Source organism: Kitasatospora sp. NPDC096147 (assembly GCF_044763225.1).
In the GTDB taxonomy this organism is placed as follows: Bacteria; Actinomycetota; Actinomycetes; order Streptomycetales; family Streptomycetaceae; genus Kitasatospora.
In genome coordinates this window covers 37,778-59,853 of the sequence record NZ_JBIWFX010000011.1, presented here as the reverse complement: position 1 = coordinate 59,853, position 22,076 = coordinate 37,778, and the positions used below count along the sequence as shown (strand labels likewise).

At 75.6% G+C, this 22,076-nt stretch carries 15 protein-coding genes; 11 read left to right on the top strand and 4 right to left on the bottom strand.

Annotation, left to right across the window (positions count from 1 at the left end):
- Positions 1-159: 159 nt before the first annotated feature.
- Together ACIRBX_RS28490 and ACIRBX_RS28485 are read left to right on the top strand one after the other, a co-directional pair.
- Positions 160-1,287 (top strand): DegT/DnrJ/EryC1/StrS family aminotransferase, encoded by a 1,128-nt coding sequence (locus ACIRBX_RS28490; protein WP_402300898.1) that lies wholly within the window; start codon positions 160-162, stop codon positions 1,285-1,287.
- Between the two features lie 51 nt (positions 1,288-1,338).
- Positions 1,339-2,442 carry a DegT/DnrJ/EryC1/StrS family aminotransferase gene (locus ACIRBX_RS28485; RefSeq protein ID WP_402300897.1) on the top strand — a complete coding sequence of 368 codons (1,104 nt, stop codon included), beginning with the start codon at positions 1,339-1,341 and terminating at the stop codon, positions 2,440-2,442.
- Positions 2,443-2,614: 172 nt separating this feature from the next.
- Here ACIRBX_RS28485 and ACIRBX_RS28480 read toward each other — a convergent pair whose 3' ends face one another.
- Entirely contained in the window at positions 2,615-3,493 is an 879-nt protein-coding gene (locus ACIRBX_RS28480) for a sigma-70 family RNA polymerase sigma factor (RefSeq protein ID WP_402300895.1), read from the bottom strand.
- 199 nt (positions 3,494-3,692) lie between these two features.
- Between ACIRBX_RS28480 and ACIRBX_RS28475 the strand changes: the two genes are divergently transcribed.
- The 3 genes from ACIRBX_RS28475 to ACIRBX_RS28465 all read left to right on the top strand — a co-directional run bounded on the left by ACIRBX_RS28475 (position 3,693) and on the right by ACIRBX_RS28465 (position 9,028).
- Complete coding sequence (locus ACIRBX_RS28475; RefSeq protein ID WP_402300893.1) at positions 3,693-4,718, top strand: SMI1/KNR4 family protein; 1,026 nt, start codon at positions 3,693-3,695, stop codon at positions 4,716-4,718.
- On the top strand, positions 4,712-7,537 hold the full coding sequence (locus ACIRBX_RS28470; RefSeq protein WP_402300891.1) for an SUKH-4 family immunity protein: 2,826 nt from the start codon (positions 4,712-4,714) through the stop codon (positions 7,535-7,537). Before ACIRBX_RS28475 ends, ACIRBX_RS28470 begins: the two co-directional genes overlap by 7 nt.
- Positions 7,538-7,804: 267 nt before the next feature.
- Entirely contained in the window at positions 7,805-9,028 is a 1,224-nt protein-coding gene (locus tag ACIRBX_RS28465) for a hypothetical protein (RefSeq protein WP_402300890.1), read from the top strand.
- Positions 9,029-9,103: 75 nt separating this feature from the next.
- On the opposite strand, the gene ACIRBX_RS28460 is transcribed toward ACIRBX_RS28465, so the two are convergent.
- Positions 9,104-10,408, bottom strand: a complete 1,305-nt coding sequence (locus ACIRBX_RS28460) for a nucleotide sugar dehydrogenase (RefSeq protein ID WP_402300888.1) — start codon at positions 10,406-10,408, stop codon at positions 9,104-9,106.
- A 544-nt stretch (positions 10,409-10,952) separates the two neighbouring features.
- Between ACIRBX_RS28460 and mfd the strand changes: the two genes are divergently transcribed.
- Complete coding sequence (gene mfd / locus ACIRBX_RS28455; RefSeq protein ID WP_402300887.1) at positions 10,953-14,594, top strand: transcription-repair coupling factor; 3,642 nt, start codon at positions 10,953-10,955, stop codon at positions 14,592-14,594.
- A gap of 78 nt (positions 14,595-14,672) precedes the next feature.
- On the opposite strand, the gene ACIRBX_RS28450 is transcribed toward mfd, so the two are convergent.
- Positions 14,673-15,272, bottom strand: coding sequence for a DUF4352 domain-containing protein (locus tag ACIRBX_RS28450; RefSeq protein ID WP_402300885.1), 600 nt, complete (start codon positions 15,270-15,272; stop codon positions 14,673-14,675).
- A 185-nt stretch (positions 15,273-15,457) separates the two neighbouring features.
- On the opposite strand from ACIRBX_RS28450, the gene ACIRBX_RS28445 reads away from it, so the two are divergent.
- From ACIRBX_RS28445 to ACIRBX_RS28425, 5 genes are all read left to right on the top strand, one after another.
- Positions 15,458-17,572 carry an N-6 DNA methylase gene (locus tag ACIRBX_RS28445; protein WP_402300884.1) on the top strand — a complete coding sequence of 705 codons (2,115 nt, stop codon included), beginning with the start codon at positions 15,458-15,460 and terminating at the stop codon, positions 17,570-17,572.
- A 71-nt stretch (positions 17,573-17,643) separates the two neighbouring features.
- The gene (locus tag ACIRBX_RS28440) at positions 17,644-18,192 is read left to right on the top strand and encodes a hypothetical protein (protein WP_402300883.1); all 549 of its coding nucleotides are present in this window, start codon (positions 17,644-17,646) and stop codon (positions 18,190-18,192) included.
- The gene (locus ACIRBX_RS28435; RefSeq protein WP_402300881.1) at positions 18,189-19,682 is read left to right on the top strand and encodes a protein kinase; all 1,494 of its coding nucleotides are present in this window, start codon (positions 18,189-18,191) and stop codon (positions 19,680-19,682) included. The genes ACIRBX_RS28440 and ACIRBX_RS28435 overlap by 4 nt, the downstream gene beginning before the upstream one ends.
- A gap of 203 nt (positions 19,683-19,885) precedes the next feature.
- Complete coding sequence (locus ACIRBX_RS28430; RefSeq protein WP_402300879.1) at positions 19,886-20,497, top strand: SurA N-terminal domain-containing protein; 612 nt, start codon at positions 19,886-19,888, stop codon at positions 20,495-20,497.
- A gap of 17 nt (positions 20,498-20,514) precedes the next feature.
- Positions 20,515-21,501, top strand: a complete 987-nt coding sequence (locus ACIRBX_RS28425) for a MazG family protein (RefSeq protein WP_402300877.1) — start codon at positions 20,515-20,517, stop codon at positions 21,499-21,501.
- 9 nt (positions 21,502-21,510) lie between these two features.
- Here ACIRBX_RS28425 and ACIRBX_RS28420 read toward each other — a convergent pair whose 3' ends face one another.
- Positions 21,511-21,906, bottom strand: coding sequence for an SDR family NAD(P)-dependent oxidoreductase (locus ACIRBX_RS28420; RefSeq protein WP_402300876.1), 396 nt, complete (start codon positions 21,904-21,906; stop codon positions 21,511-21,513).
- Positions 21,907-22,076: the final 170 nt, after the last annotated feature.

Genomic DNA, 22,076 nt, shown 5'->3' with positions numbered 1-22,076 from the left:
GGGCGCCGACCCCTGCGGCTCCGCCGCGGGGCGCGACCGGCCACCGACCCGCCGTCAGATCGCGGCACGTGCAACCGACCCACTCGGGAGCGGCCCTACGGTGCGCTCCTTCCGCAGCGCGCAGTTCCTCGCGCCCCCGGTGTAACGGAGTTCCTCCCCATGACCATCCCGGTGATGATCCCCTGGCTCGGTGAAGAAGAAGCCCTGGCCGCCGCCGAAGCCGTCCGTTCCGGCTGGGTGGCCCAGGGCCCCCGGGTGGCCGAGTTCGAGAAGGCGTTCGCCGAGTACCTCGGCGTGCCGCACGCGGTCGCCGTCTCGTCCTGCACCACCGCCCTCCAACTCGCCCTGATCGGGGCCGGGGTGGGCCCGGGCGACGAGGTGGTGGTGCCGTCCTTCTCGTTCATCGCGACCGCCAACGCCGTCACCTACCTCGGGGCCGTCCCGGTCTTCGCCGACGTGGAGCTCGCCTCGGGGAACCTCACCCCCGAGACGGTGACCCCGCTGTTCACCGACCGCACCAAGGCGGTGATCGTGGTGGACCAGGGCGGTGTCCCGGTCGACCTGACCGCGATCGAGGCGGTGGCCGCCCCGCGCGGCATCACCGTGGTGGAGGACGCCGCCTGCGGCGCCGGGTCGGTGCTGCGGGACCGCCCGGCCGGCAGCGGGGCGGCGATCGCCGCCTACTCGTTCCACCCGCGCAAGCTGCTGACCACCGGCGAGGGCGGCATGGTCACCTGCCAGGACGGCGAACTGGCGTCCCGGCTGCGGAGGTTGCGCGAGCACGGGATGAGCGTCTCGGCCGCCGACCGGCACGCCGCCAGCGGCGGCGCCAGCGTGGTGGAGACCTACGACGAGGTCGGCTACAACTTCCGGATGACCGACATCCAGGCCGCGATCGGCCTGGTGCAGCTCGGCAAGCTGCCCGCGATGGTCGCCCGCCGCCGGGAACTGGCCGCCCGCTACCGGGAGTTGCTCGGCCCGCTGGGGGAGCGCCTGGTGGCCGACCCGCCGCACGGCAGCTCCAACTTCCAGGCCTGCTGGCTGCTGCTCCCCGAAGGCGCCCCGGACCGCACCGAGGTGCTGGCCCGGCTGGCGGAGAAGGGCGTCTCGGCCCGGCGCGGGATCATGGCCGCCCACCTGGAGGCCCCGTACAAGGGGGCGGCCCGGGTGGAGCTGCCCAACACCGAACTGCTGACCACCCGTTCGCTGATCCTGCCGCTCTACCACTCGCTCACCGAGGAGCAGCAGGACACCGTGATCGCCGCCCTGCGGGAGATCGTCGGCTGACGCCGTCTCCGTCCGAGACCCTGCTCCACCGACCCTGGAAGGCCCCGTCCGATGAACCCGATCCCGCTGGTGGACCTGCAAGCCGCTCACGCCGAGGTAGCCGAGGAGGTCCGGGAGGGCATCGACCGGGTGCTCGCCTCCGGTGCCTACATCAAGGGGCCGGACGTGGCCGCCTTCGAGGCCGAGTACGCGGCGTACTCCGGCGTCGGGCACGCGATCGGCACCGCGAACGGCACCGACGCCATCGAGATGGCCCTGCGGGCGCTCGAACTCCCGCCGGGCGCCCGGGTGGTGCTCCCGGCCAACACCTTCGTGGCCAGCGCCGAGGCGGTGGTCCGGGCCGGGCTGCGGCCGGTGCTGGTGGACGCCGACCCGGAGCACCTGCTGATCGACCCGGAGCGGGCCGGGGAGGTCGCGGCGGACGCGTACCTGCCGGTCCACCTGAACGGCCAGCTGGCCCCGGTGGAGCACGTCCTGGAGATCGCCGACGGCCGCCCGGTGGTGGAGGACGGCGCCCAGTCACAGGGCGCCACCCGGCACGGCCGGGTCTCCGGCTCCTGGGGCGTGCTGGCGGCGACCAGCTTCTACCCCGGCAAGAACCTCGGCGCCTACGGCGACGCGGGCGCCGTGGTCACCGACTCGGCCGGACTCGCGGCGGCGGTCCGGGAGATCGGCGACCACGGGTCCAGCCGGAAGTACGTGCACGAGCGCTTCGGCTTCAACTCCCGGATGGACACCGTGCAGGCGGTGGTGCTGCGGGCCAAGCTGCGGCGGCTCCCGGCATGGAACGCGGCCCGCCGCGCGGCGGCGGCGCGGTACGACGCGCTGCTCGGCGAGCTGCCCGGGGTGACCCTGCCGCGGACCCTGCCGGGCAACGAGCACGTCTGGCACCTCTACGCCGTCCGGATCGCGGGCGGCGGCCGGGACGAGGTCCTGGCGGCCCTGAACGCGGCCGGCATCGGCGCCGGCGTGCACTACCCCGTGCCGGTGCACCTCCAGCCCGCCTTCGCGGACCTGGGCCACGGCGAGGGCAGCTTCCCGGTCGCCGAGCGGGCCGCCCGCGAGCTGCTCAGCCTGCCGCTCCACCCGCACCTGACGGAGGACCAGCAGACCTACGTGGCGGAGACCCTGGCCAAGGCGCTCACCCGGATCTGACGGCGGCGCGGCGCCCGAGTGCCGGTCCTCGGCGCGGCGGGCAGCCGCGGCGCCCCGGGAGTGGGAGGAACCGCGCGGGTCGGGAGGCAGCTCACCGGCGGCCGAGGCTCCGTCAGCCGGTCGCCGGTGCTGCCGTTCCCGTCCGCGCGGTTCCCCGCCCCCGGGGCACTGCCTAGTCGGCCAGGCGGATCTCCAGGCCGGAGAGCACCTCCGGGTCGGCGATGACCTCGATGTCGTCGATGCTGCCGTCCGCCGCGAAGGCGAAGCGCAGCACCACGGCGAGGCGGCCGAACGGGGCCATCACCAGGGCGAGCGCGTCGTTCACCAGGGCCACCTCGGTGGCCCGGGCGCGGGCCATCGCCGCCATCGCGCCCCGGGCCACCGGGACCGCCCCGGACACCGTGACGGGCTCGGGCGTCGGGATGACCCTCCGGTCGGCCCGCAGGGCCACGTCCGGGTGGAGCAGGGCGAGCAGGGCCTCGAAGTCGCCGCCCCGGGTGGCGGCCAGGAAGGCGTCCAGCACCGTCCGACGGCGGCTCAGGTCCGGGTCGGGGGCGGGGGAGGCGCCGCGCACCCGGCGGCGGGCCCGGCTGGCCAGCTGCCGGACGGCGGCCGGGGTCTTCTCCAGCAGCGGGGCGATCTCGTCGAACGGGACCGCGAACATGTCGTGCAGCACGAAGGCCAGCCGCTCGGCCGGGGTCAGGGCGTCCAGCACCACCAGCAGCGCCAGCCCGACCGAGTCGGCCAGCAGTGCCTCCTCCTCCGGGTCGGCACCCGAGCCGCGCTCCAGGGCCTGGTCCGGTCCCTGCGGTCCGGCCTCCCAGGGGTCCTCGCGGCGGGTCCGCCGGGTGCGCAGCAGGTTGAGGCAGACCCGGCCGACCACCGTGGTCAGCCAGGCGGCGAGGTTCTCCACCGCCGAGACGTCAGCGCCGGCGGCCCGCAGCCACGCCTCCTGGAGCGCGTCGTCGGCCTCGCTCAGCGAGCCGAGCATCCGGTAGGCGACCGCGCGCAGGTGCTCGCGCTCCTCCTCGAAGCACCGTATGAGGTCCAACTGCCCGTCCACGTCCCCACGTCCCCCGTCCGCTCATGGTCATCCGGTGCCGGAGAACCTACCGGGCCCGGGTGGCCGGGGTGGTGGACGGGGCCGGATGCCGATGGTCCGTCAAGTCCGCCGGACCTGGTGGACCGGACCGGGCGTACCCATAGGCTGTCCGGAGCAATCCGTCGGAGCAGCCAGTGGGGGCACCCAGATGACGACAGGCCGGCCCGGGTCCGCCGCGCCCAACCAGGCGTACGCGGGACAGGTGGTGCAGTTTCCGGACCCGCTGCGGGCGGGGAAGTACCCGGCCGGGGTGCGGGTGGACGAGGACGGCCTGCCGGACTTCTCCCCGTACGCCGTCGCCGCCGCCGAGGTGGCCGATCCGCCGGACGGCTTCGGCGTGGACGAGATGCGGCTCACCGACTACGTCTCGGCCAACGCCGCCCTCTACACCCAGGGCCACGAGCTCTGGGCCGACCAGCCGACCGCCGTGGCCACTCCGGCGGGCTGGACCTGGCACCACGTCAGCCGCCGGGCCGAGCCGGGCTGGCGGCGGATGGAGCTGGTGCCGGTCGAGGTGAAGGCGCTGCTGCGCCACCACGGCGGCCTGGCCCACTCCGGCGCCGACCACCTCCGCCGGGGCACCCGGCCGCTCCAGGAGCAGCTCCCGGCGCACTTCCCGCTGGCCCTGGACGGCGGCGAGCCGCAGGCGGTCACCGAGGACCTGGTGCAGCGGGCCGAGCAGCGCCTCGGCCACCCGCTGCCGGCCCCCTACCGGGACTTCCTGAAGCTGGCCGGCGGCCGGGCCCCGGTCGGGGTCGCGCTGGACGTCGGCCTCGGACTGCTGCTGGACCAGCCGTTCCTGACGCTCAGTGAGGAGTACGGCGTCCGGGACCTGGTCTACGCGAACAAGTGCCTGCGCGACCACCTCACCAAGGACTACGTGGGCATCGCCTACCTCCAGGGCGGCCTGCTGGCCCTCAAGGTGCGGGGCGAGTCGGTCGGCTCGGTCTGGTTCAGCCCGTACGACGACGCCCGGGACACCGGCGACCCGGAGGAGACGCCCGACCAGCGGGTGGCCCGGCTGCTGCTGCCCTGCGGTGCGGACTTCGACGAGTTCCTGCTCCGCCTGGCGGGCAGCCCCCCGGAGCTGGAGACGGTGGCGGCGATGATGGTGGACGGCGGCTTCGTGCGCCCCGTCCCGGCGACTGCGGAAGGGGTGCGGCAGCCGTGGTGACCTACGCGCAGGCCCGCGAGACGGCCGAGGACTGGATCAACGCGGGCGTGCCGCGCTCGCAGCAACGCGAGGTCCGGGTGCGGGAGTTCGACCTGGGCTACGTCTGCTGGGCGGAGGAGCGGACCGAGACCCCGTCGGCCGATCCCGGCGCGGCCCCCGGGCCCCGGCTGGTGATCGCCCGGGAGAGCGGCGCCAGCACGCTCTGGCCCGCCCTCCCGGTGAACGAGGTGGTGGCCCGCTACGAGGCCGTCTACGGCACCCCGAGCGAGCCCAATCCGGCCGGTGCCGCCAAGCCCGCCCCCGGACAGGTGGAGGCCACCTCCTTCCTGCTGAGCCCGCCGCAGTGGCTCAAGGAGGCGGGGGAGGCGGCGATCGCCGCCGAGCGGGCCGATCTGGCCGGCGAGGGAGCCGGTGCGACCGGGGGAGCGGGTGGCGGCGCCGATGCCACGCTGCCCGGGCCGGGGGCGGCTGACGGGCCGCCGGGTGGTGCGGGTGCGGGTGCGGGTGCCGGTGCGGGTGCGAGTGGCGGCCGGTCGCCGGGCGGGCCGTCCGAGCCGGAGGGCATCGATGCCGCGCTGGCCTTCGCGCTGGGCGGCGGGGCCCTGGACCTGACCGACGAGCCGGGCGGCCCCGGGGCCCAGGCCGGGCCGGGTGCCCCGCCCGCACCGGGGGGTGCCGTACCGCCGGCCGGTCCCGGTGCCGTTCCGCCTTCGCCGGGCGGTCCGGGGGCGTTCCCTCCCGGGGCTCCCGGGGGCTTTCCGGCTGCCGCGTTCCCGCCGCCGGGGGCGCCCGGTGGTCAGCCGGGTGGTCAGCCGGGTGGGTTCCCGCCGCCGGGCGGGCCGTTCCCTGGCGCTCCGTCAGGGGGCGTGCCGCCGCACGCTCCGGGGGCTTTCCCGCCGGGAGCGCCCGGTGGGCCGTTCCCGCCCGGTGCTCCGTCCGGCTTCCCGCCGCCCGGCGGCCCGGGCACGCCGCCGCACGGCGCCGGTCCGTTCCCGCCACCGCCCGGGGCACCGTTCCCCGGCGCTCCGTCAGGTGGCATGCCGCCGGGAGCTCCGGGCGGCCCGGGTGGCTTCCCGCCGCCTCCGCCGGGTGGTCCGGGGGCGTTCCCGGCTGCCGCGTTCCCGCCGCCGGGGGCGCCCGGTGGTCAGCCGGGTGGGTTCCCGCCGCCGGGCGGGCCGTTCCCCGGCGCTCCGTCAGGAGGGCTGCCGCCGCAGGCTCCTGGCGGCTTCCCGCCGCCGGGCGGGCCCGGAGCTCCGCCGGTGTTCGCCACGCCGCCGCCGTCCGGCCGCCCGGCCGGGGACGCGCCGACCCTGCTCGCTCCACCGCCGGGCCATCCCGGTCATCCGGGTGGACCCGGTGTGCCCGGTCCGGGCCCGGCCGTCGACCCTGCCCACGCGCCGACCCTGCTGTCCCCGCCGCCGGGCCAGCCCGGCCACCCCGGTGTGCCCGGTCCGGGCCCGGCCGTCGATCCCGCGCACGCGCCGACCCTGCTGGCCTCCGAGGTCCCCGGGCTGAGCGGGCTGCCGGGCGCCCCCGGCCGGGGCGGGCCGACCGCGCCGCCGCCCCCGCCGCCCGCCGACCTGCGCGGCCCGGCCGGAGCCCCGCCCGTACCGCCGGGCCAGGCCCCCGGCCGGACCGCGACCGCGCCGCCCCCGCCGCCCCCGGCGGGGCTGCTCGGCGCGGACGGCGGCGCTCCCGGCCACCGCCCGGTGCCCGGTGCGGCCCCGGTCGGCTACGGGTACCCGGACGCCGCCTCGGCCGGGGCCCCGGCCCCCGCCGCACCCGCCGAACCGGCCGCCGCTCCGGCCCCGGCCCCGGTGGCCGACCCGGGCCAGCCCTCGGTCGGTCCGGGCAGCAGCGCGGTGGTCCGCTACCGGGGGCCGGACGGCTCCGAGCAGACGGTGATCCAGCGCAGCGAGCCCGGCACCCCGCACCCCGAGGTCAAGGTGCTCGGCGAGCTGCGCCGGCTCAACGTGCCGCCGGACCAGGTGCTCGAACTCCACACCGACCTGGAGCCCTGCGACCTGCCCGGCGGCTACTGCCGCCGGATGGTCCGGGCGGCCTGGCCGAACGTCCGGATCAGCCACACCGCCGGGTACGGCCACGACCACCAGGGCCGGCAGGCGGGCATGGCGGTGCTGCTGGACCACCTCGACCAGCTGCACCAGCTGGCGGCCGGTCCGCAGCGCCCGCGCACCGTCCGCACCCCGCTGCCCCCGCCGGGCTCGCCGCCGGCCGGTGCGGTGCCGCTGCCGCCCACCGACCCGCAGCAGCTGGCCGGTGAGCTCGGGCAGGTCTTCGGGCCCGCCGTGTTCCGCTTCGAGCAGCGCGCGGTGGCCCGCCAGGGCGTCCCGGAGCAGGTCGCCCAGGTGCTGATGTGGGCCGGTCTGCCGCGGGACTTCGCGCCGTTCTTCTGGGCCCAGGCCCAGGAGGGCCGGCCGATCCCGACGCTGGCCGAGCTGGCCGCCGAGCGCGGCCTGCCGGGCGGTCCGGACTTCGGCGGCTACCTGGTGCTGGGCAACGACTACGGCCGCCAGCTCTGCGTCCAGTACGGCACGGCGGCGGTGGTCGCGGTCGACCTGGAGCGGCCGGGCGCCGAGCCGCCGCGCTTCGTCAACAGCGGCGTGCTGGAGTTCGTCCGCTCGCTGGCCCTGCTGGGCCGGATGTGGCGTCTGCGGTACGGGCTGACGCCCGATCAGGCGGGCCGCTGGACGGTCGATTTCCAGGCCCAGCTCCAGGCGGTCGACCCGGCGGCGCTGAACGGTCCGGAGACCTGGTGGTCGGTGCTGCTGGAGCAGTTCTGGGACGGGCTGATGTAACAACCGCTCAACAACCGAGGGGCCCGCCGCACCGTGGCGGGCCCCTCGGCCGCGCGGACCGCCAGGCTGGTTCGTGGGGCCGCGCACCCGGAGGACCGGGGCCTTTCGGCCCCGTCCGGTCCGCCTGCCGGGGACCCGGCCGGAGCGTCCTCACCCACCTGCCCCGGCATGCCCTTGTTTGGGTTTCGTTGCCGCTTGCGCAAAATAGTTCAAGAGGACGGTCCTATCCGCGCCTGCCCTCGACCGGCACCGACAGGGGAAGAGACCATGAGCGACGCAGTCTCCCAGCACGGCTTCATCGTCACCCGCCGGGGCTACGCCCCCGAGCAGGTGGACCACGCGATGGCCGCGCTGACCGCCGAGCGCGACCGGGCCTGGGAGCAGCTCAGCGTGCTGGGCTCCGGCGTCCGGGAGATGGAGCGCCGACTGGCCGAGGTGCGCCAGAGCGCCGCCGACGCCCCGGAGCCGGACTACTCGGTGCTGAGCGAGCAGGCCGTGAAGCTGATGGGCATCGCGGACTCCGAGGCCACCGCGATCCAGGAGGCCGCCCAGCGGGCCGCCGAGGACGCCCGGGACGAGGCGTACGAGAACGGCCAGAAGGCCGCCGGCGCCGCCCGGGACTTCGCCCTGAAGACCCGGACGGAGGCCGACGCGGCGGCCCGCCGCACCGACGAGCGGACCCGGGCGGAGGCCGAGCAACTGCGGGCGACCGCCGACCGGGAGGCCCGGGCGGTCCGGGACTCGGCGACGGCGGACGCGGCCAAGGTGCGGGTGGCCGCCGCCGAGGCGCAGGAGCGCGCCGAGGCCAAGCTGGCCGAGCTGCGCCGCCGGGCCGACGAGACCTTCGCCGCCGCCGAGACCAAGGCGGACACCGAGGACAACAAGATCGCCACCACCGCCGAGCGGCGGGTGCGCGAGGCCGAGCAGCACCGGGAGTCGGTGCTGGCCAAGATCAAGATCGCCGATGCCGAGGCCCGCGCCGAGGCGGACCGGCTGGTCGAGGCGGCCCGCCGCGAGGCCCACAAGGTCACCATCATCAGCGAGCGCGAACAGCGCGAGTTCGCCGCCAAGTACGAGCAGGTGCAGCAGCACCTGGACCACATCAAGCAGACCCTGGCCGCGCTGACCGGCGCCGCCGTCGGCCAGATCGAGGCCGCCAAGGCGCTGGAGGCGCCCGCCACCCCCGCCGTCGCGCCGGCCCTGGACGCGCCCGCCGACCGGCCCGCCCTGGACGCCCCTGCGGTGGCGGCCGAGGAGCTCCCGACGGAGGTGCTGCCGGCCGTGCCGCCGGCCGCCCCGCTGCCGCCCAAGCCGCCGGCCCCGCCGGCCGTCGCCCTCGGCCCGGTGGCCGCGGCCCCGGCGCAGGCCCCTTCGGACGCCCCTTCGGACGCGCCGGCGGTCGGGCCCGAGGTGGAGACCCGGATCGTCCCCAAGGTGGTGATCGTGGACGAGGGCCACGAGTACCCGAGCGAGGTCATCCACCGCGGCTGACGCACCGTCGGACACACCGCGGGGCCCCGTCCACAGCCTGTGGACGGGGCCCCGCGGCGCACTGACCGGACGGGGTCAGAGCACCTCGACCGCCGGGCCGCTGAGCCGGCGGCGGCAGTCCAGCACGTAGCTCGCGTGGGCGGTGACGGCCTCGTAGTCGAAGTCGTCGTGGTCGGCGAGCAGCACCACCGCGTCGGCGGCGGCCAGCTCCTCCGGGGTGGCCTCGACCCGGACCACCGCGCTGAACGGCGTCTCCGGCTCGGTGGCCCGCTGGCCGGGGATCACCGGCTCAGCCACGTGCACGCCGGCCACCACGTGCGGGTCGGCGGCCCGGACCTCGGCGCCCATCCGCAGCAGCAGCTCGGCCACCCGGGCGGCCGGGGTCTCCCGGGCGTCGCCGGTGTTCTTCTTGTACGCCAGCCCGAGCAGCAGCACCCGGGAGCCGCGCACCGAGCGGTGCCTGTCGTTGAGTGCCTCGCCGAGGCGGCGGACCACGTAGTCGGGCATGTGGCTGTTGACGTCGTTGGCCAGCTCAACGAACCGGAAGGACTGGCCGAGCGCCCGCTCCACCCGCCAGGACAGGTAGGAGGGGTCGATCGGCAGGCAGTGCCCGCCGACGCCGGGGCCCGGGGTGAAGCGCAGGTAGCCGAAGGGCTTGGTGGAGGCGGCGTCGATCGCCTCCCAGACGTCGATGCCGAGGTCGTGGGCGAACATCGCGAGCTCGTTCACCAGCGCGATGTTGACGTGCCGGAAGGTGTTCTCCAGCAGCTTGGTGAGCTCCGCCTCCTTGGTGGAGGAGACCGGCACGGTGCGCTCGATCAGCTCGGAGTAGAAGGCGTCCACGGCGGCCAGGCCCTCCGGCGAGGTGCCGGAGACCACCTTGGGGGTGTTCTCCAGCTTCCAGGTCGGATTGCCCGGGTCGATCCGCTCGGGGCTGTAGCCGAGGTGGAAGTCCTGACCGGCCGTCAGGCCCGAGCCCTGCTCCAGGATCGGGGCCAGCAGCTCCTCGGTGGTGCCGGGGTAGGTGGTGGACTCCAGCACCACGGTCGCGCCGGGGCGCAGGTGCTGCGCCAGCAGCCGGGCCGAGGACTCGATGTAGGAGAGGTCCGGGACGCCGTCCCGCAGCGGCGTCGGCACGGTGATCACCGCGACGTCGAAGCCGGCCACCTCGGCCGGGTCGGCGGTCGGCTGGTAGCTCCCGTCCTCCAGCAGCGGGCGGAGCCGCTCGGCCGGGATGTCCTCGACGTAGGACTCGCCGAGGGCCAGGCGCTTGACCCGCCGCTCGTCCACGTCGTACCCGACCACCTGGTGCCCGACCTCCGCCGCGCGGACGGCCAGTGGCAGTCCTACGTAGCCCTGGCCCGCGATGACCACGCGCATGACGAAGTACCCCCTCCGTTGCGGTTCGCACGGTGTCCCCACACCGTCTTCACACGAGAGGGTACGGAGCCCTGACCGGCCGCGCCGGGGTTCGGGCAAAGTGGTCGAGGAGTGGTACGGGGAGCGGCCGGTGGGACGACCCCGGAAATGCCAGGTGCCGTGGCGTCCCCCAGGAAGGGACACCACGGCTCCCGCGATTGGGCACGGGCGCCCCCACCCAGGGCCGCCCGGCCACGCACTCCCGACCCCCATCGGAGGTGCGTCCGTGCCACCACAGCCATCCCCCACGGTTGGGTGCGGCGGGCACGAACACCATGCTGCGCGACCACCATGGACGTGCAGTGTCGGCAATATGTCGAGTTCGTGATCTGTGGGCGGGGTCGGGTGGCCGCCGGGCGTCCCTCCGGGAGCGCAATGGTCACGGCGGCGGGGCGGGTGGCGGCGTAGGCTGGACACCCCCGGGGCGCTCCGCGTTCCGGGTCGTTCGCGTTGCCCGGCCGGGCCTCTCCGGTGCCCGGGCACTCCAGCCGTGGAGCCGAGAAGCATGAGCCTGTCCGGACTGCTCGACGTCGTCGTCCGCGACGCCGCCCTCGCCGAGGCGATCGAGGCCGCCGCCGCCGGACAGCGGCAGCACCTCGACCTGGTCGGGCCGCCTGCCGCCCGCCCGTTCGCGATCGCCGCGCTGGCCCGCTCGCTGGCCGGATCGGCCGGCGAGCGGGGCCGGCCGGTGCTGGCGGTGACCGCGACCGGCCGGGAGGCCGAGGACCTGGCGGCCAGTCTGCGGTCGCTGCTGCCGCCGGACGCGGTGGCCGAGTTCCCGGCCTGGGAGACGCTGCCGCACGAGCGGCTGTCGCCGCGCTCGGACACCGTCGGCCGCCGGCTCGCGGTGCTGCGCCGGATCGTCCACCCGGGCGGGGTGGGCGCCTCCGGGGCGGAGGCCGGGGGAGACCCGGCGGCCGGGCCGGTGCAGGTGGTGGTGGCGCCGGTCCGTTCGGTGCTCCAGCCGCAGGTGAAGGGGCTGGCCGAGCTGGAGCCGGTGGCCCTGCGGCGGGGTGAGCAGCACGACCTCGGCGAGGTGTCCCGCCGGCTGGCGGCGGCTGCCTACTCCCGGGTCGAACTGGTCGAGAAGCGCGGTGAGTTCGCCGTCCGGGGAGGCATCCTGGACGTCTTCCCGCCGACCGAGGAGCACCCGCTCCGGATCGAGTTCTGGGGCGACGAGGTGGAGGAGATCCGCTTCTTCAAGATCGCCGACCAGCGCTCGCTGGAGATCGCCGAGCACGGCCTCTGGGCGCCGCCCTGCCGTGAGCTGCTGCTGACCGACCAGGTGAAGCTGCGGGCGGCCGAACTGGCCGAGCAGCACCCGGAGTTGGCCGAGATCCTGGACAAGATCGCCCAGGGCATCGCGGTCGAGGGCATGGAGTCGCTGGCCCCGGTGCTGGTGGACGACATGGAGCTGCTGCTCGACGTGCTGCCGCAGGGCTCGGTCACGGTGGTCTGCGACCCGGAGCGGATCCGCACCCGGGCGGCCGACCTGGTGGCGACCAGCCAGGAGTTCCTGCACGCCTCCTGGGTGGCGGCGGCGTCCGGGGGCGACCGGCCGATCGACGTCGAGATGATCGACGTCTCGGCCGCCTCGCTCTGGTCGCTGGCCGACGTCCGCGAGCACGCGGCGCGGATCGGGCTGCCCTGGTGGTCCGTCAGCCCGTTCGCCACCAGCGACTCCTCGGTGACCGAGATCCTCGAGTTCGACGCCGACACGCTCACCCTCGGCATGCACGCCGTCGAGGCGTACCGGGGCGACACCGCCCGCGCCATCGCCGACGCCAAGGAGCGGCTGAACGCCGACTGGCGGGTCGTCATGGTGACCGAGGGGCACGGCCCGGCCTCCCGGCTGGCCGAGGTGCTGAGCGGCGAGGGCATCCCGGCCCGGCTGGTGGCCGATCTGGACGGGGCGCCGACCCGGGACGTGGTGTACGTCTCCTGCGGCTCGATCGAGCACGGCTTCGTCGACGAGGCGCTCAAGCTCACCGTCATCACCGAGACCGACCTGTCCGGCCAGAAGTCCTCCACCAAGGACATGCGCCGGATGCCCTCGCGCCGCCGGAACGCGATCGACCCGCTGGCCCTGGCGGCCGGCGACTACGTGGTGCACGAGGCGCACGGCGTCGGCCGGTACGTGGAGATGGTGCAGCGCACCGTGCAGGGCGCCACCCGCGAGTACCTGGTGCTGGAGTACGCCCCCGCGAAGCGGGGCCACCCCGGCGACCGGCTGTTCGTGCCGACCGACCAGCTGGACCAGGTCACCAAGTACGTCGGCGGCGAGGCGCCCACCCTGCACCGGCTCGGCGGCGCGGACTGGGCGAAGACCAAGCAGCGGGCCAAGAAGGCGGTCAAGGAGATCGCCGCCGACCTGATCAAGCTCTACTCGGCCCGGATGGCCGCGCCCGGCCACACCTTCGGCCCGGACACCCCGTGGCAGCGCGAGCTGGAGGACGCCTTCCCGTACGCGGAGACGCCGGACCAGCTGACCACCATCGCCGAGGTGAAGTCGGACATGGAGAAGTCGGTCCCGATGGACCGGCTGATCTGCGGGGACGTCGGCTACGGCAAGACCGAGATCGCGGTCCGGGCGGCCTTCAAGGCGGTGCAGGACGGCAAGCAGGTGGCCGTCCTGGTGCCGACCACGCTGCTGGTGCAGCAGCACTTCTCCACCTTCGCCGAGCGGTACGCCAACTTCCCGGTGAACGTGAAGGCGCTGTCCCGGTTCCAGACCGACGCCGAGGCCAAGGCCGTGCTGGAGGGGCTGTTCGAGGGCTCGGTGGACGTGGTGATCGGCACCCACCGGCTATTCTCCAAGGAGACCAGGTTCAAGGACCTCGGGCTGGTGATCGTCGACGAGGAGCAGCGCTTCGGCGTCGAGCACAAGGAGCAGCTGAAGAAGCTGCGGGCCAACGTGGACGTGCTCACCATGTCCGCCACCCCGATCCCGCGCACCCTGGAGATGGCCGTCACCGGCATCCGGGAGATGTCCACCATCACCACCCCGCCGGAGGAGCGGCACCCGGTGCTGACCTTCGTCGGCCCGTACGACGAGAAGCAGATCTCGGCCGCGATCCGGCGTGAACTCCTGCGCGAGGGCCAGGTGTTCTACATCCACAACCGGGTCGAGTCGATCGACAAGGCGGCCGCCCGGATCAAGGAGCTGGTGCCGGAGGCCCGGGTCGCCACCGCGCACGGGCAGATGGGGGAGACCCAGCTGGAGAAGGTGGTGGTCGACTTCTGGGAGAAGGAGTTCGACGTGCTGGTCTCCACCACCATCGTGGAGTCGGGCATCGACATCTCGAACGCCAACACCCTGATCGTGGAGCGCGGCGACACCTTCGGCCTCTCCCAGCTGCACCAGCTGCGCGGCCGGGTCGGCCGGGGGCGCGAGCGCGGCTACGCGTACATGCTCTACCCGCCGGAGAAGCCGCTCACCGAGACCGCGCACGAGCGCCTGGCCACCATCGCCCAGCACACCGAGATGGGTGCCGGCATGTACGTCGCGATGAAGGACCTGGAGATCCGCGGCGCCGGCAACCTGCTCGGCGGCGAGCAGTCCGGCCACATCGCCGGGGTCGGCTTCGACCTCTACATGCGGATGGTCGGCGAGGCGGTGGCCGAGTTCCGCGAGTCGCTGGCGGCCGGTGGGGCGGAGCCGGAGGAGGAGCCGCTGGAGGTCAAGATCGAGCTGCCGGTGGACGCCCACGTGCCGCACGACTACGCGCCGGGGGAGCGCCTGCGGCTCCAGGCGTACCGCTCGATCGCGGCGGTGAACTCGGAGGAGGACATCGTCCAGGTCCGGGAGGAGCTGACGGACCGCTACGGGAAGCTGCCGGAGCCGGTGGAGAACCTGCTGCTGGTGGCGGCGCTGCGGCTGTACGCCCGGCGGTGCGGGATCGGGGACATCACCCTGCAGGGGCAGTTCGTCCGGTTCGGGCCGGTCGAGCTGCGGGAGTCCCAGCAGCTGCGGCTGAACCGGCTCTACCCGCGCAGCCAGGTCAAGGCGACGGCCCAGCAGCTGCTGGTGCCCCGGCCGTCCACCGGCCGGATCGGCGGCAAGCCGCTGGTGGGACGCGAACTGCTGGCCTGGAGCCGGGAGTTCCTGACCACCATGTTCGACGACCTGGCGGGTTCCAGGAACTGATCGTGGTGCTGGACGGGGCGGGCCTGGGACACCGGGCCCGCCCCGAGCCGTTCCTCCCCCGGTGGAGCGGACGGGGCGTCAGGAGAGCTTCCACTGGCCGGTCTGCGGGGCCATGCCGCTGTCCAGGGTGAACTGGACCTTGTCGATCTTGGCCTCCTTGGGCACCTCGAAGGTGACGAAGCCCAGGCCGGTCTCGTTCGGGGCGATGTTCGTCGAGCCCTCGAAGGACTTGCCCGCCTTGGTCTCGGCCAGCGTGGTGCCGTACGCCTGACCCTCGGCGTCGACCACCTTGGCGCTGTTGAACGGGGCGTCGCTGTACGCCTTGCTGCCGGTCGGCTTGATCCGGAACTGGACCGCGACCCAGCGCTTGCCGTCGGCGGGCTTGAAGAACTCGTCGCCCGGCTCGGCCGGGTCCACGATCTTGACCGCCGCCACGTCGGCGGTCTCCGCCTTGTCGAAGCCCTTGAGCCCGATGGTGTCGCCGATCTTGGCGGCCTGCTTCGGCGCCTCCGCCGCCTTGTCGGTGGCGGCGCCGGCGGCCTTGTCGGAGGTGGCGGCCGAGGGCTTGGCGTCGGTGGAGACGCCCGACTCGGCGGGGGTGCAGGCGACGGCGCCGAGCGCGACCAGGCCCGAGCTCAGCAGCAGGGCGGTGCGGCGGGCGGTGGTGGTGAGGGCCATGACGGTGGTCCGTTTCTCTCGGGTGAGGTCCGCGGCGGCGACTGCCGTTCGCGATGGGTCGATCACACCATCAGCTGTGAACAATGTCAACGACGAAATGGAGAACTGCTCTGTTCACGCGTGAACGCCTCGATCGGACCCGGCCCGCTATGCTGTGCGGTCACACCCGCCAGAAGGAGCCCTCGATGCCCGACCGCCCCGAGGTGACCGCCGCCGAGATCGCCAGGCTGGCGGGTGTCGGCCGGGCCGCCGTGAGCAACTGGCGGCGCCGGCACGCCGACTTCCCGCAGCCGGCCGGGGGCAGCGAGAGCAGCCCCACCTTCCGGCTGGACCAGGTCGAGCGGTGGCTGCGCGGGCAGGGCAAGCTGGCCGAGCTCCCGCTCCCCGAGCAGGTCTGGCGCCTGCTGGAGGTGCTGCGCGACCCGGGCGATCCGGCCGCCCACCCCGCCGCCGCGCTGCCCTGGGCGGGCGCCTTCCTGCTGCTGCTGCACCGCGAGCCGGCCGCCTGGGCCGCCCTGGCCGACGCGCCCGACCACACGCTGGCCGTCGAACTGCCGCGCACTGTCCGGAAGGTGACGACCGGTGCGCTGGGCCCGGAGGCCACCGCCGGGCTGGCCCTGACCGACCTCGCCGGGGCCACCCACCTCGACCTGGCCCGCCTGCTGGCCCGGCTCGCCGACGGCCCCGGGCCGGTCGCCGGGTACGAGCAGCTGCTCACCCGCTACGCCGAGGCGAACCCCCGGCTGGCCGGCCCGACCCCGCCCGAGGCCGCCGCCCTGCTGGCCGCACTGGTCGACGAGCGGGCCACGGCCGTGCTCGACCCGGCCTGCGGGCTCGGCCCTCTGCTGCTCGCCGCCCCGGCCGCCGGGCGGCGACTCGGCCAGGAACGGGACGGAGTGCACGCCGCCCTCGCGCTGCTCCGGCTCGCCCTGCACACCCCCGCCGACGCCCCCGGCCCGCTCGGCCTGGACCTGCGCCCCGGCGACGCGCTGCGCGCGGACGCCCACCCCGGCCTGGCGGCCGACGCGGTGCTCTGCCAGCCCCCGTACAACGAACGCGACTGGGGCCACGAGGAGTTGCAGTACGACCCGCGCTGGCTGGCCGGGCCGGTGCCGCCGCGCGGCGAGTCCGAGCTCGCCTGGGTGCTGCACTGCCTGGCGCACACCGCGCCCGGCGGGCTGGCCGCCCTGCTGCTGCCGCCGACCGTCGCCTCCCGCCGGGCCGGCCGCCGGGTACGGGCCGAGCTGCTGCGCACCGGCGCGCTGCGGGCCGTGGTCGCGCTGCCCGCCGGGGCCGCACCGCCCTACGGGGTGCCGCTCCACCTCTGGGTGCTGCGGCGGCCGGTGCCCGGGGACGACTTCCGCCACCTGCTGCTGCTGGACGCGGCCGGGGCGGTGGCCGGGGCCGGCGCCGAGGGCGGGCGGGAGCGGGTGGACCGGCCCGCGCTGCACCGCACCGTGCTGGACGCCTGGCGGGCCTTCGACACGGCGGCGGCCGGCCGGGGGCCGCTCCCCGCCGATCTGCCCGGGGTGCACCGGGCCGTCCCGGCGATCGAGCTGCTGGACGACGAGACCGACCTCGCCCCGGCCCGGCACCTGCCGCCCGCTGCGCCCGTCGAGTCGCCGGACGGCCTGACCCACCGTCAGCAGCGGCTGGCCGAGCGGCTGGCCGGGGTCGCCGGGGCGGTGGCCGGTCTGCCGGCCGTCCGGCCGGCGGCGGCGAGCGCCCCGCAGTCCACCGTGACGGTCGGTGAACTCGCCCGCTCCGGCGCCCTGGAGGTGTACCCCGGCGGCCAGGGTCCGGCGGTCCGCTCCCCGCTTGGCCCCGGGGACACCCCCGTGCTCACCGACCAGGACCTGATCACCGGCGCGGCCCCCGCGCTGGCGCTGGACGGCTCGGCCGTCGTCCTGGCCCGGCCGGGCGACGTGCTGGTGCCCACCCTGGCCACCTCCGCCGCCCAAGTGGTGCTCCCCGGCGGCCCGTTGGACGGCGTCGCACCCGGCGCCCGGGTGCACCTGCTCCGGCCGGACCCCGAGCAGCTCGACCCGCACCACCTGGCCGGCCTGCTGCGGGCCACCGACGCCACCCGGCGGGCCAGCAGCTACGCCTCCACCACCACCCGGCTGGACGTCCGCCGCCTGGAGCTGCCCCGCCTCCCGGTCGCCCGCCAGCGGGAGTTGGGCGAGGCGTTCCGCCGGATCGCCGCCTTCGAGGCCGAGCTCCGGGAGGCCACCACCCGGGCCCGGTCCCTCGCCCAGGCCCTCACCGACGGTCTCGCGGCGGGCACCCTGGAGCCGTAACCACCTTCGCCCGCGCACCGGCAGGCGGTAGCGTGTGCCGGGAGTTCCGCAGCCCTCGCACGGGAGTACGCATGGCAGGTCAGCAGTACGGGCCGTTCAAGGTGGGACCGAAGATCCTGCTCGCCCTGGTGCCGTTCCTGACCCTCGGTCTGCTGGGCATGGTGCCCTCGCTGGTGCTCGCCCTGCGCCGCCGCCGGGTGGCCGACGTGGTCGGCGCGGTGCTGGTCGGCCTGGTCCAGCTCTTCGTCTACGTCTACCTCGGGCTCAACGACCCGGACAGCGACGCCACCAACGGCCTGACGGTGGCCGGCGGGTTCGGCCTGGTGGCGCTCTGGCTCGGCGGCCCGGCGCACTTCCTGGTGATGGACAGCAGGCACATCTGGGGCACCGGCGCCCAGCCGCCCGCGCCCGCCGCCTGGTACCCGCAGCCGCCGCTCCAGGCGCAGCCCGGGTACCAGCCGTACCCGCAGCACCCCGCGCCGATGCCGGCCCCCGGGCCGCTGCCGGCTCCGCAGCCCCAGCCGTACCCGCCGGTCCAGCCGCAGGGCCCGGCCACCCAGGGCGACCTCCAGCAGTTGGGCGAGCTGCTGCGCCGTCAGGCGCAGGAGGGCCGCCCGTGAGCGGCGGCCGGTTGGTCGGCGGCCGGTACCGGCTGACGGAGAAGATCGGCCACGGTGGGATGGGCCAGGTCTGGGCGGCCCGGGACGAACGCCTCGGCCGCGCGGTCGCGGTGAAGCTGCTCCGGACCGACCGCTTCGGCGACGCGACGGACGGGCGCCCGGCCACCGACCGGGACGCCGCGCTGCGCCGCCGGTTCCTGCGCGAGTGCCGGGTGACCGCCGCGCTGGACCACCCGGGGCTGGTCACGGTCTTCGACGCCGGGGAGGACGACGGCGAGCTCTACCTGGTGATGCAGCGGGTGCCGGGCCTCAGCCTGGCCGACCTGATCGCCGAGCAGGACCCCTTCCCGGTGGACCGGGCGGTCGCCGTCGCGGCCCAACTCTGCGGTGCGCTGGGCGCGGTGCACGCGGCCAAGGTGGTGCACCGCGACCTCAAGCCGAGCAACGTGATGGTCCGCGAGGACGGCCGGGTGGTGCTGCTCGACCTGGGCATCGCCACCGCGCTGGACCCGGAGGCCACCCGGCTCACCATGACCGGCGTGCCGATCGGCAGCCCGGCCTACATGGCACCCGAGCAGGCGCTCGCGGCCGGTACCGACCGGCGGGCGGACCTGTACGCGCTCGGCTGCCTGCTGCACGAGATGCTCTCCGGCCAGGCTCCGTTCCGGGCCCCCACCGCGCTCGGCGTGCTCCGCCGGCACGTGGACGAACCGCCGGTGCCCCTGCGGGAGTTGCGGCCCGAGGTGCCGGCCGCGCTGGAGGCGCTGGTGCTGGACCTGCTGGCGAAGCGGCCCGAGGACCGTCCCGCCGACACCCGTCCGGTGTACGCCCGGCTGCTGCCGCTGCTCCCGCCCGGCCGGGCCGAACTCCGACCGGCCGGCGGCCCGTTGCCCGACCCGACCGCGCCCTACCGCTACCCGCACCAGCCGCTGCCCGGCACCGACCCGCTGCCGGCCGGCCCGGCGCTGGAGAGCCCGGTGCCCGAGGGTCCGGCGATCCTGCCCTCGGTGGCGGTGCCGCCGACCGCCGCCGGAGACCTGGCCGCAGCCTGCGACGAGCTCTCCGACCTGGTCGCCGCCCGCCGCTACCCCGAGGTCACCGAACTGGCCGCCCGGCTGCTGCCCCGGGCCCGGGCCGAACTCGGCGACACCGCACCGCTGGTGCGCACCGTACGGACCATCCACGCCCGCGCCCTGCTGACCCAGCACCGCTACCCCGAGGCGCTGGCCGAGTACCGGGAGCTGCTGGCCGGTGCGGCCGGCGATCCCGAGCGGTCCTTCGAACTCCGGGAGCAGATCGGCCTGTTGATGGCCCGCCAGGGCGAGCGCGGGGCGGCCTGGCACCACCTGCTGGAGCTGCTGCTCGAACGCGAGCGCGGCCACGGCCCGCACCACCCCGACGTGCTCCGGCTGCGCTCCCACCTGGCCGCGATCGGCCCGGCCACCCCGGCCCCGACCCCGGTCATCGGGAACCCGTACGCCTCCGGCTGAGCCGCGACCGGCCCGCCGGATGCACGGCTGTACGGGTGCGCGAATCATAGGGGCACGATCGGACGGGCGTTCCTCTCCCCTCCCGTCGGCGCGACACCAGCCTTCCGGGGGTGTCGGCACCCTTGGCCAAACGCCCCCGTGGCACGAGACTGGTGCACCGTCAGCTGAACCACGCGCGCCCCACAACTCCCGGGAGGCCCCACGTGATCCGCCACCTCCGCACCACCGCCGGAGTACTGCTCGCCGGAGCCGCGCTGACGGCCTGCGGGAGTCAGCCGCCGCACCAGGGGGCTGCGGCCGTGGTCGGTGGGGAGAAGATCAGCATCGCGGCGGTCGAGGCCCGGGTCGGCGAGGTGCGGCGGGGCGTGGCGGCCGAGACCGACGGGCAGCAGGCCGAGCGGGCCGGGCTGGTCCGCCGGACGGTGGTCGACCTGGTGCTGGACCGGGTGGTGGCCAAGGCGCTGGCGGACCGTCAGCTGGAGGTCACCGACGGGGAGGTCTCGCGGGCGAAGGAGAGCGAGGCGCAGATGATGGGCGGCCCGGCCGAGCTGGAGCGAGAACTGCTGGTGCGGCAGAACGTCCCGGCCACCGGTGTGGACGCCTTCTACCGGCAGCAGTTGGGCATCCGGAAGCTGGCCGGCGGCAAGGACCTCCGCACCCCCGAGGGCGACGCCGCGCTCCGGGCCGCGCTGACCGAGGCCGGGGCCGCGCTGAACATCGACGTCAACCCGCGCTACGGCAGCTGGGACGTCCGGCAGATCGGCCTGGTGGCCACCCCCACCGACTGGATCAAGCAGCCCGCCGCCACCACCTGACCGGGTAGGTTCGGAGGGTGGACACTCCGAAGCTGATCCTGCTCACCACCACCCACCGGATCGCCCCCGGCCTGCTCTCCTGGCCCGCCTGGGAGGCGCTGCGCGGGGCGGCCCGGGTGCTGGCCGGGGACCCGGCCCACCCCCAGCTGCCCGCCGTCCGGGCGGCCGGCGTCGAGGTGGAGCTCGTGGAGCGCGGCACCGCGCCCGCGCTGGCCCGGCTGCTGACCGGGGACCGGCCGGGGGTGACGGTCTGGCTCGGCAGCCCCGACGGCGACCCGGGCCTCACCGACGCGCTGGCCCGGATCGCGGTGGAGCAGGCCGGGCAGGCCCCGGAGATCGAGCTGCTGCCCGGCTCCTACGACCTGCCCGGCGCCCGGCTGCTCGACCTGGTCGCGGTGATGGACCGGCTGCGCTCCCCGGGCGGCTGCCCCTGGGACGCCGAGCAGACCCACGCCTCGCTGGTGAAGTACCTGGTGGAGGAGGCCTTCGAGCTGGTCGAGGCGATCGAGGACGGGGACCGCGTCACGCTCCGCGAGGAGCTCGGCGACGTGCTGCTCCAGGTGCTGTTCCACTCCCGGATCGCCGAGGAGCACCCGGAGGACCCGTTCACGGTGGACGACGTGGCCGGGGACATCGTGGAGAAGCTGATGTACCGTCACCCGCACGTCTTCGGCGACGTGCGGGCCGACGGCGCGGCCGAGGTGGAGGCCAACTGGGAGCAGCTCAAGGCCGCCGAGAAGCAGCGCGACTCGATCCTGGACGGCGTGCCGGCCGGGCTGCCCGCGCTGGCGTACACCGCCAAGCTGGTCTCCCGGGTCCGCCGGGCCGGCTTCACCGGCGTCCCGGACGCCCCGTACGAGCTGCCCGCCGTGCTCGACCGGCAGAGTCTGGGCAGGCTGCTGCTGGCCCTCGCCCAGCGGGCGTACGACGAGGACCTCGACATCGACCAGGCGCTGCGCGCCACCGCCCGTGCCTACCGGGACGAGGTCCGCGCGGCGGAGTGAGGGCTGGGCTCAGGCGGCGATCGGCGGGGCGACGACCTCGCCGATCGCGTCGCCGACCCGGGCCATCAGCTCGGCCAGCGGGCCGAGGTGGTCGGGGAGTTCGGCGAGGGTGAGGATGCGCTCGGCACCGGGGCCGCAGACGCAGAACAGATCGATCGGGCCGAGGTGCTTGGCGGCGGTGGAGACCAGGGCGGCCACGTCGGAGGGCTGCCGCACGTCACCGCTCACCCCGACCACCGGGCAGCCCGGCCGGTCCAGCTCGGTGGCCAGGTCCTCGGCCACGCCGGGCCGCTGATCGGCGATCAGCATGCCCGCCGCCCCCGCGGCGGCGAACCGCCGGGCCAGTCCGGCCCCCGATCCGCCCTCCAGCACCGCGATGACGACCACTGCCCCGGTTACTCGCATGGGACTGCTCCTCCTTGAGCCGCGCCCGGCGGGACGCGCCGCACCGGCGTCCCTCCAAGTCCGTATCGGAGGATCGTAAGCACGCTCCGATCCTCCGCAAGAGCAATTACCCACCAGGTGACCAGGCTCACTCCTGCCGTCTCCCGGGCCGGGTCCGGCCCGCCGCCCCG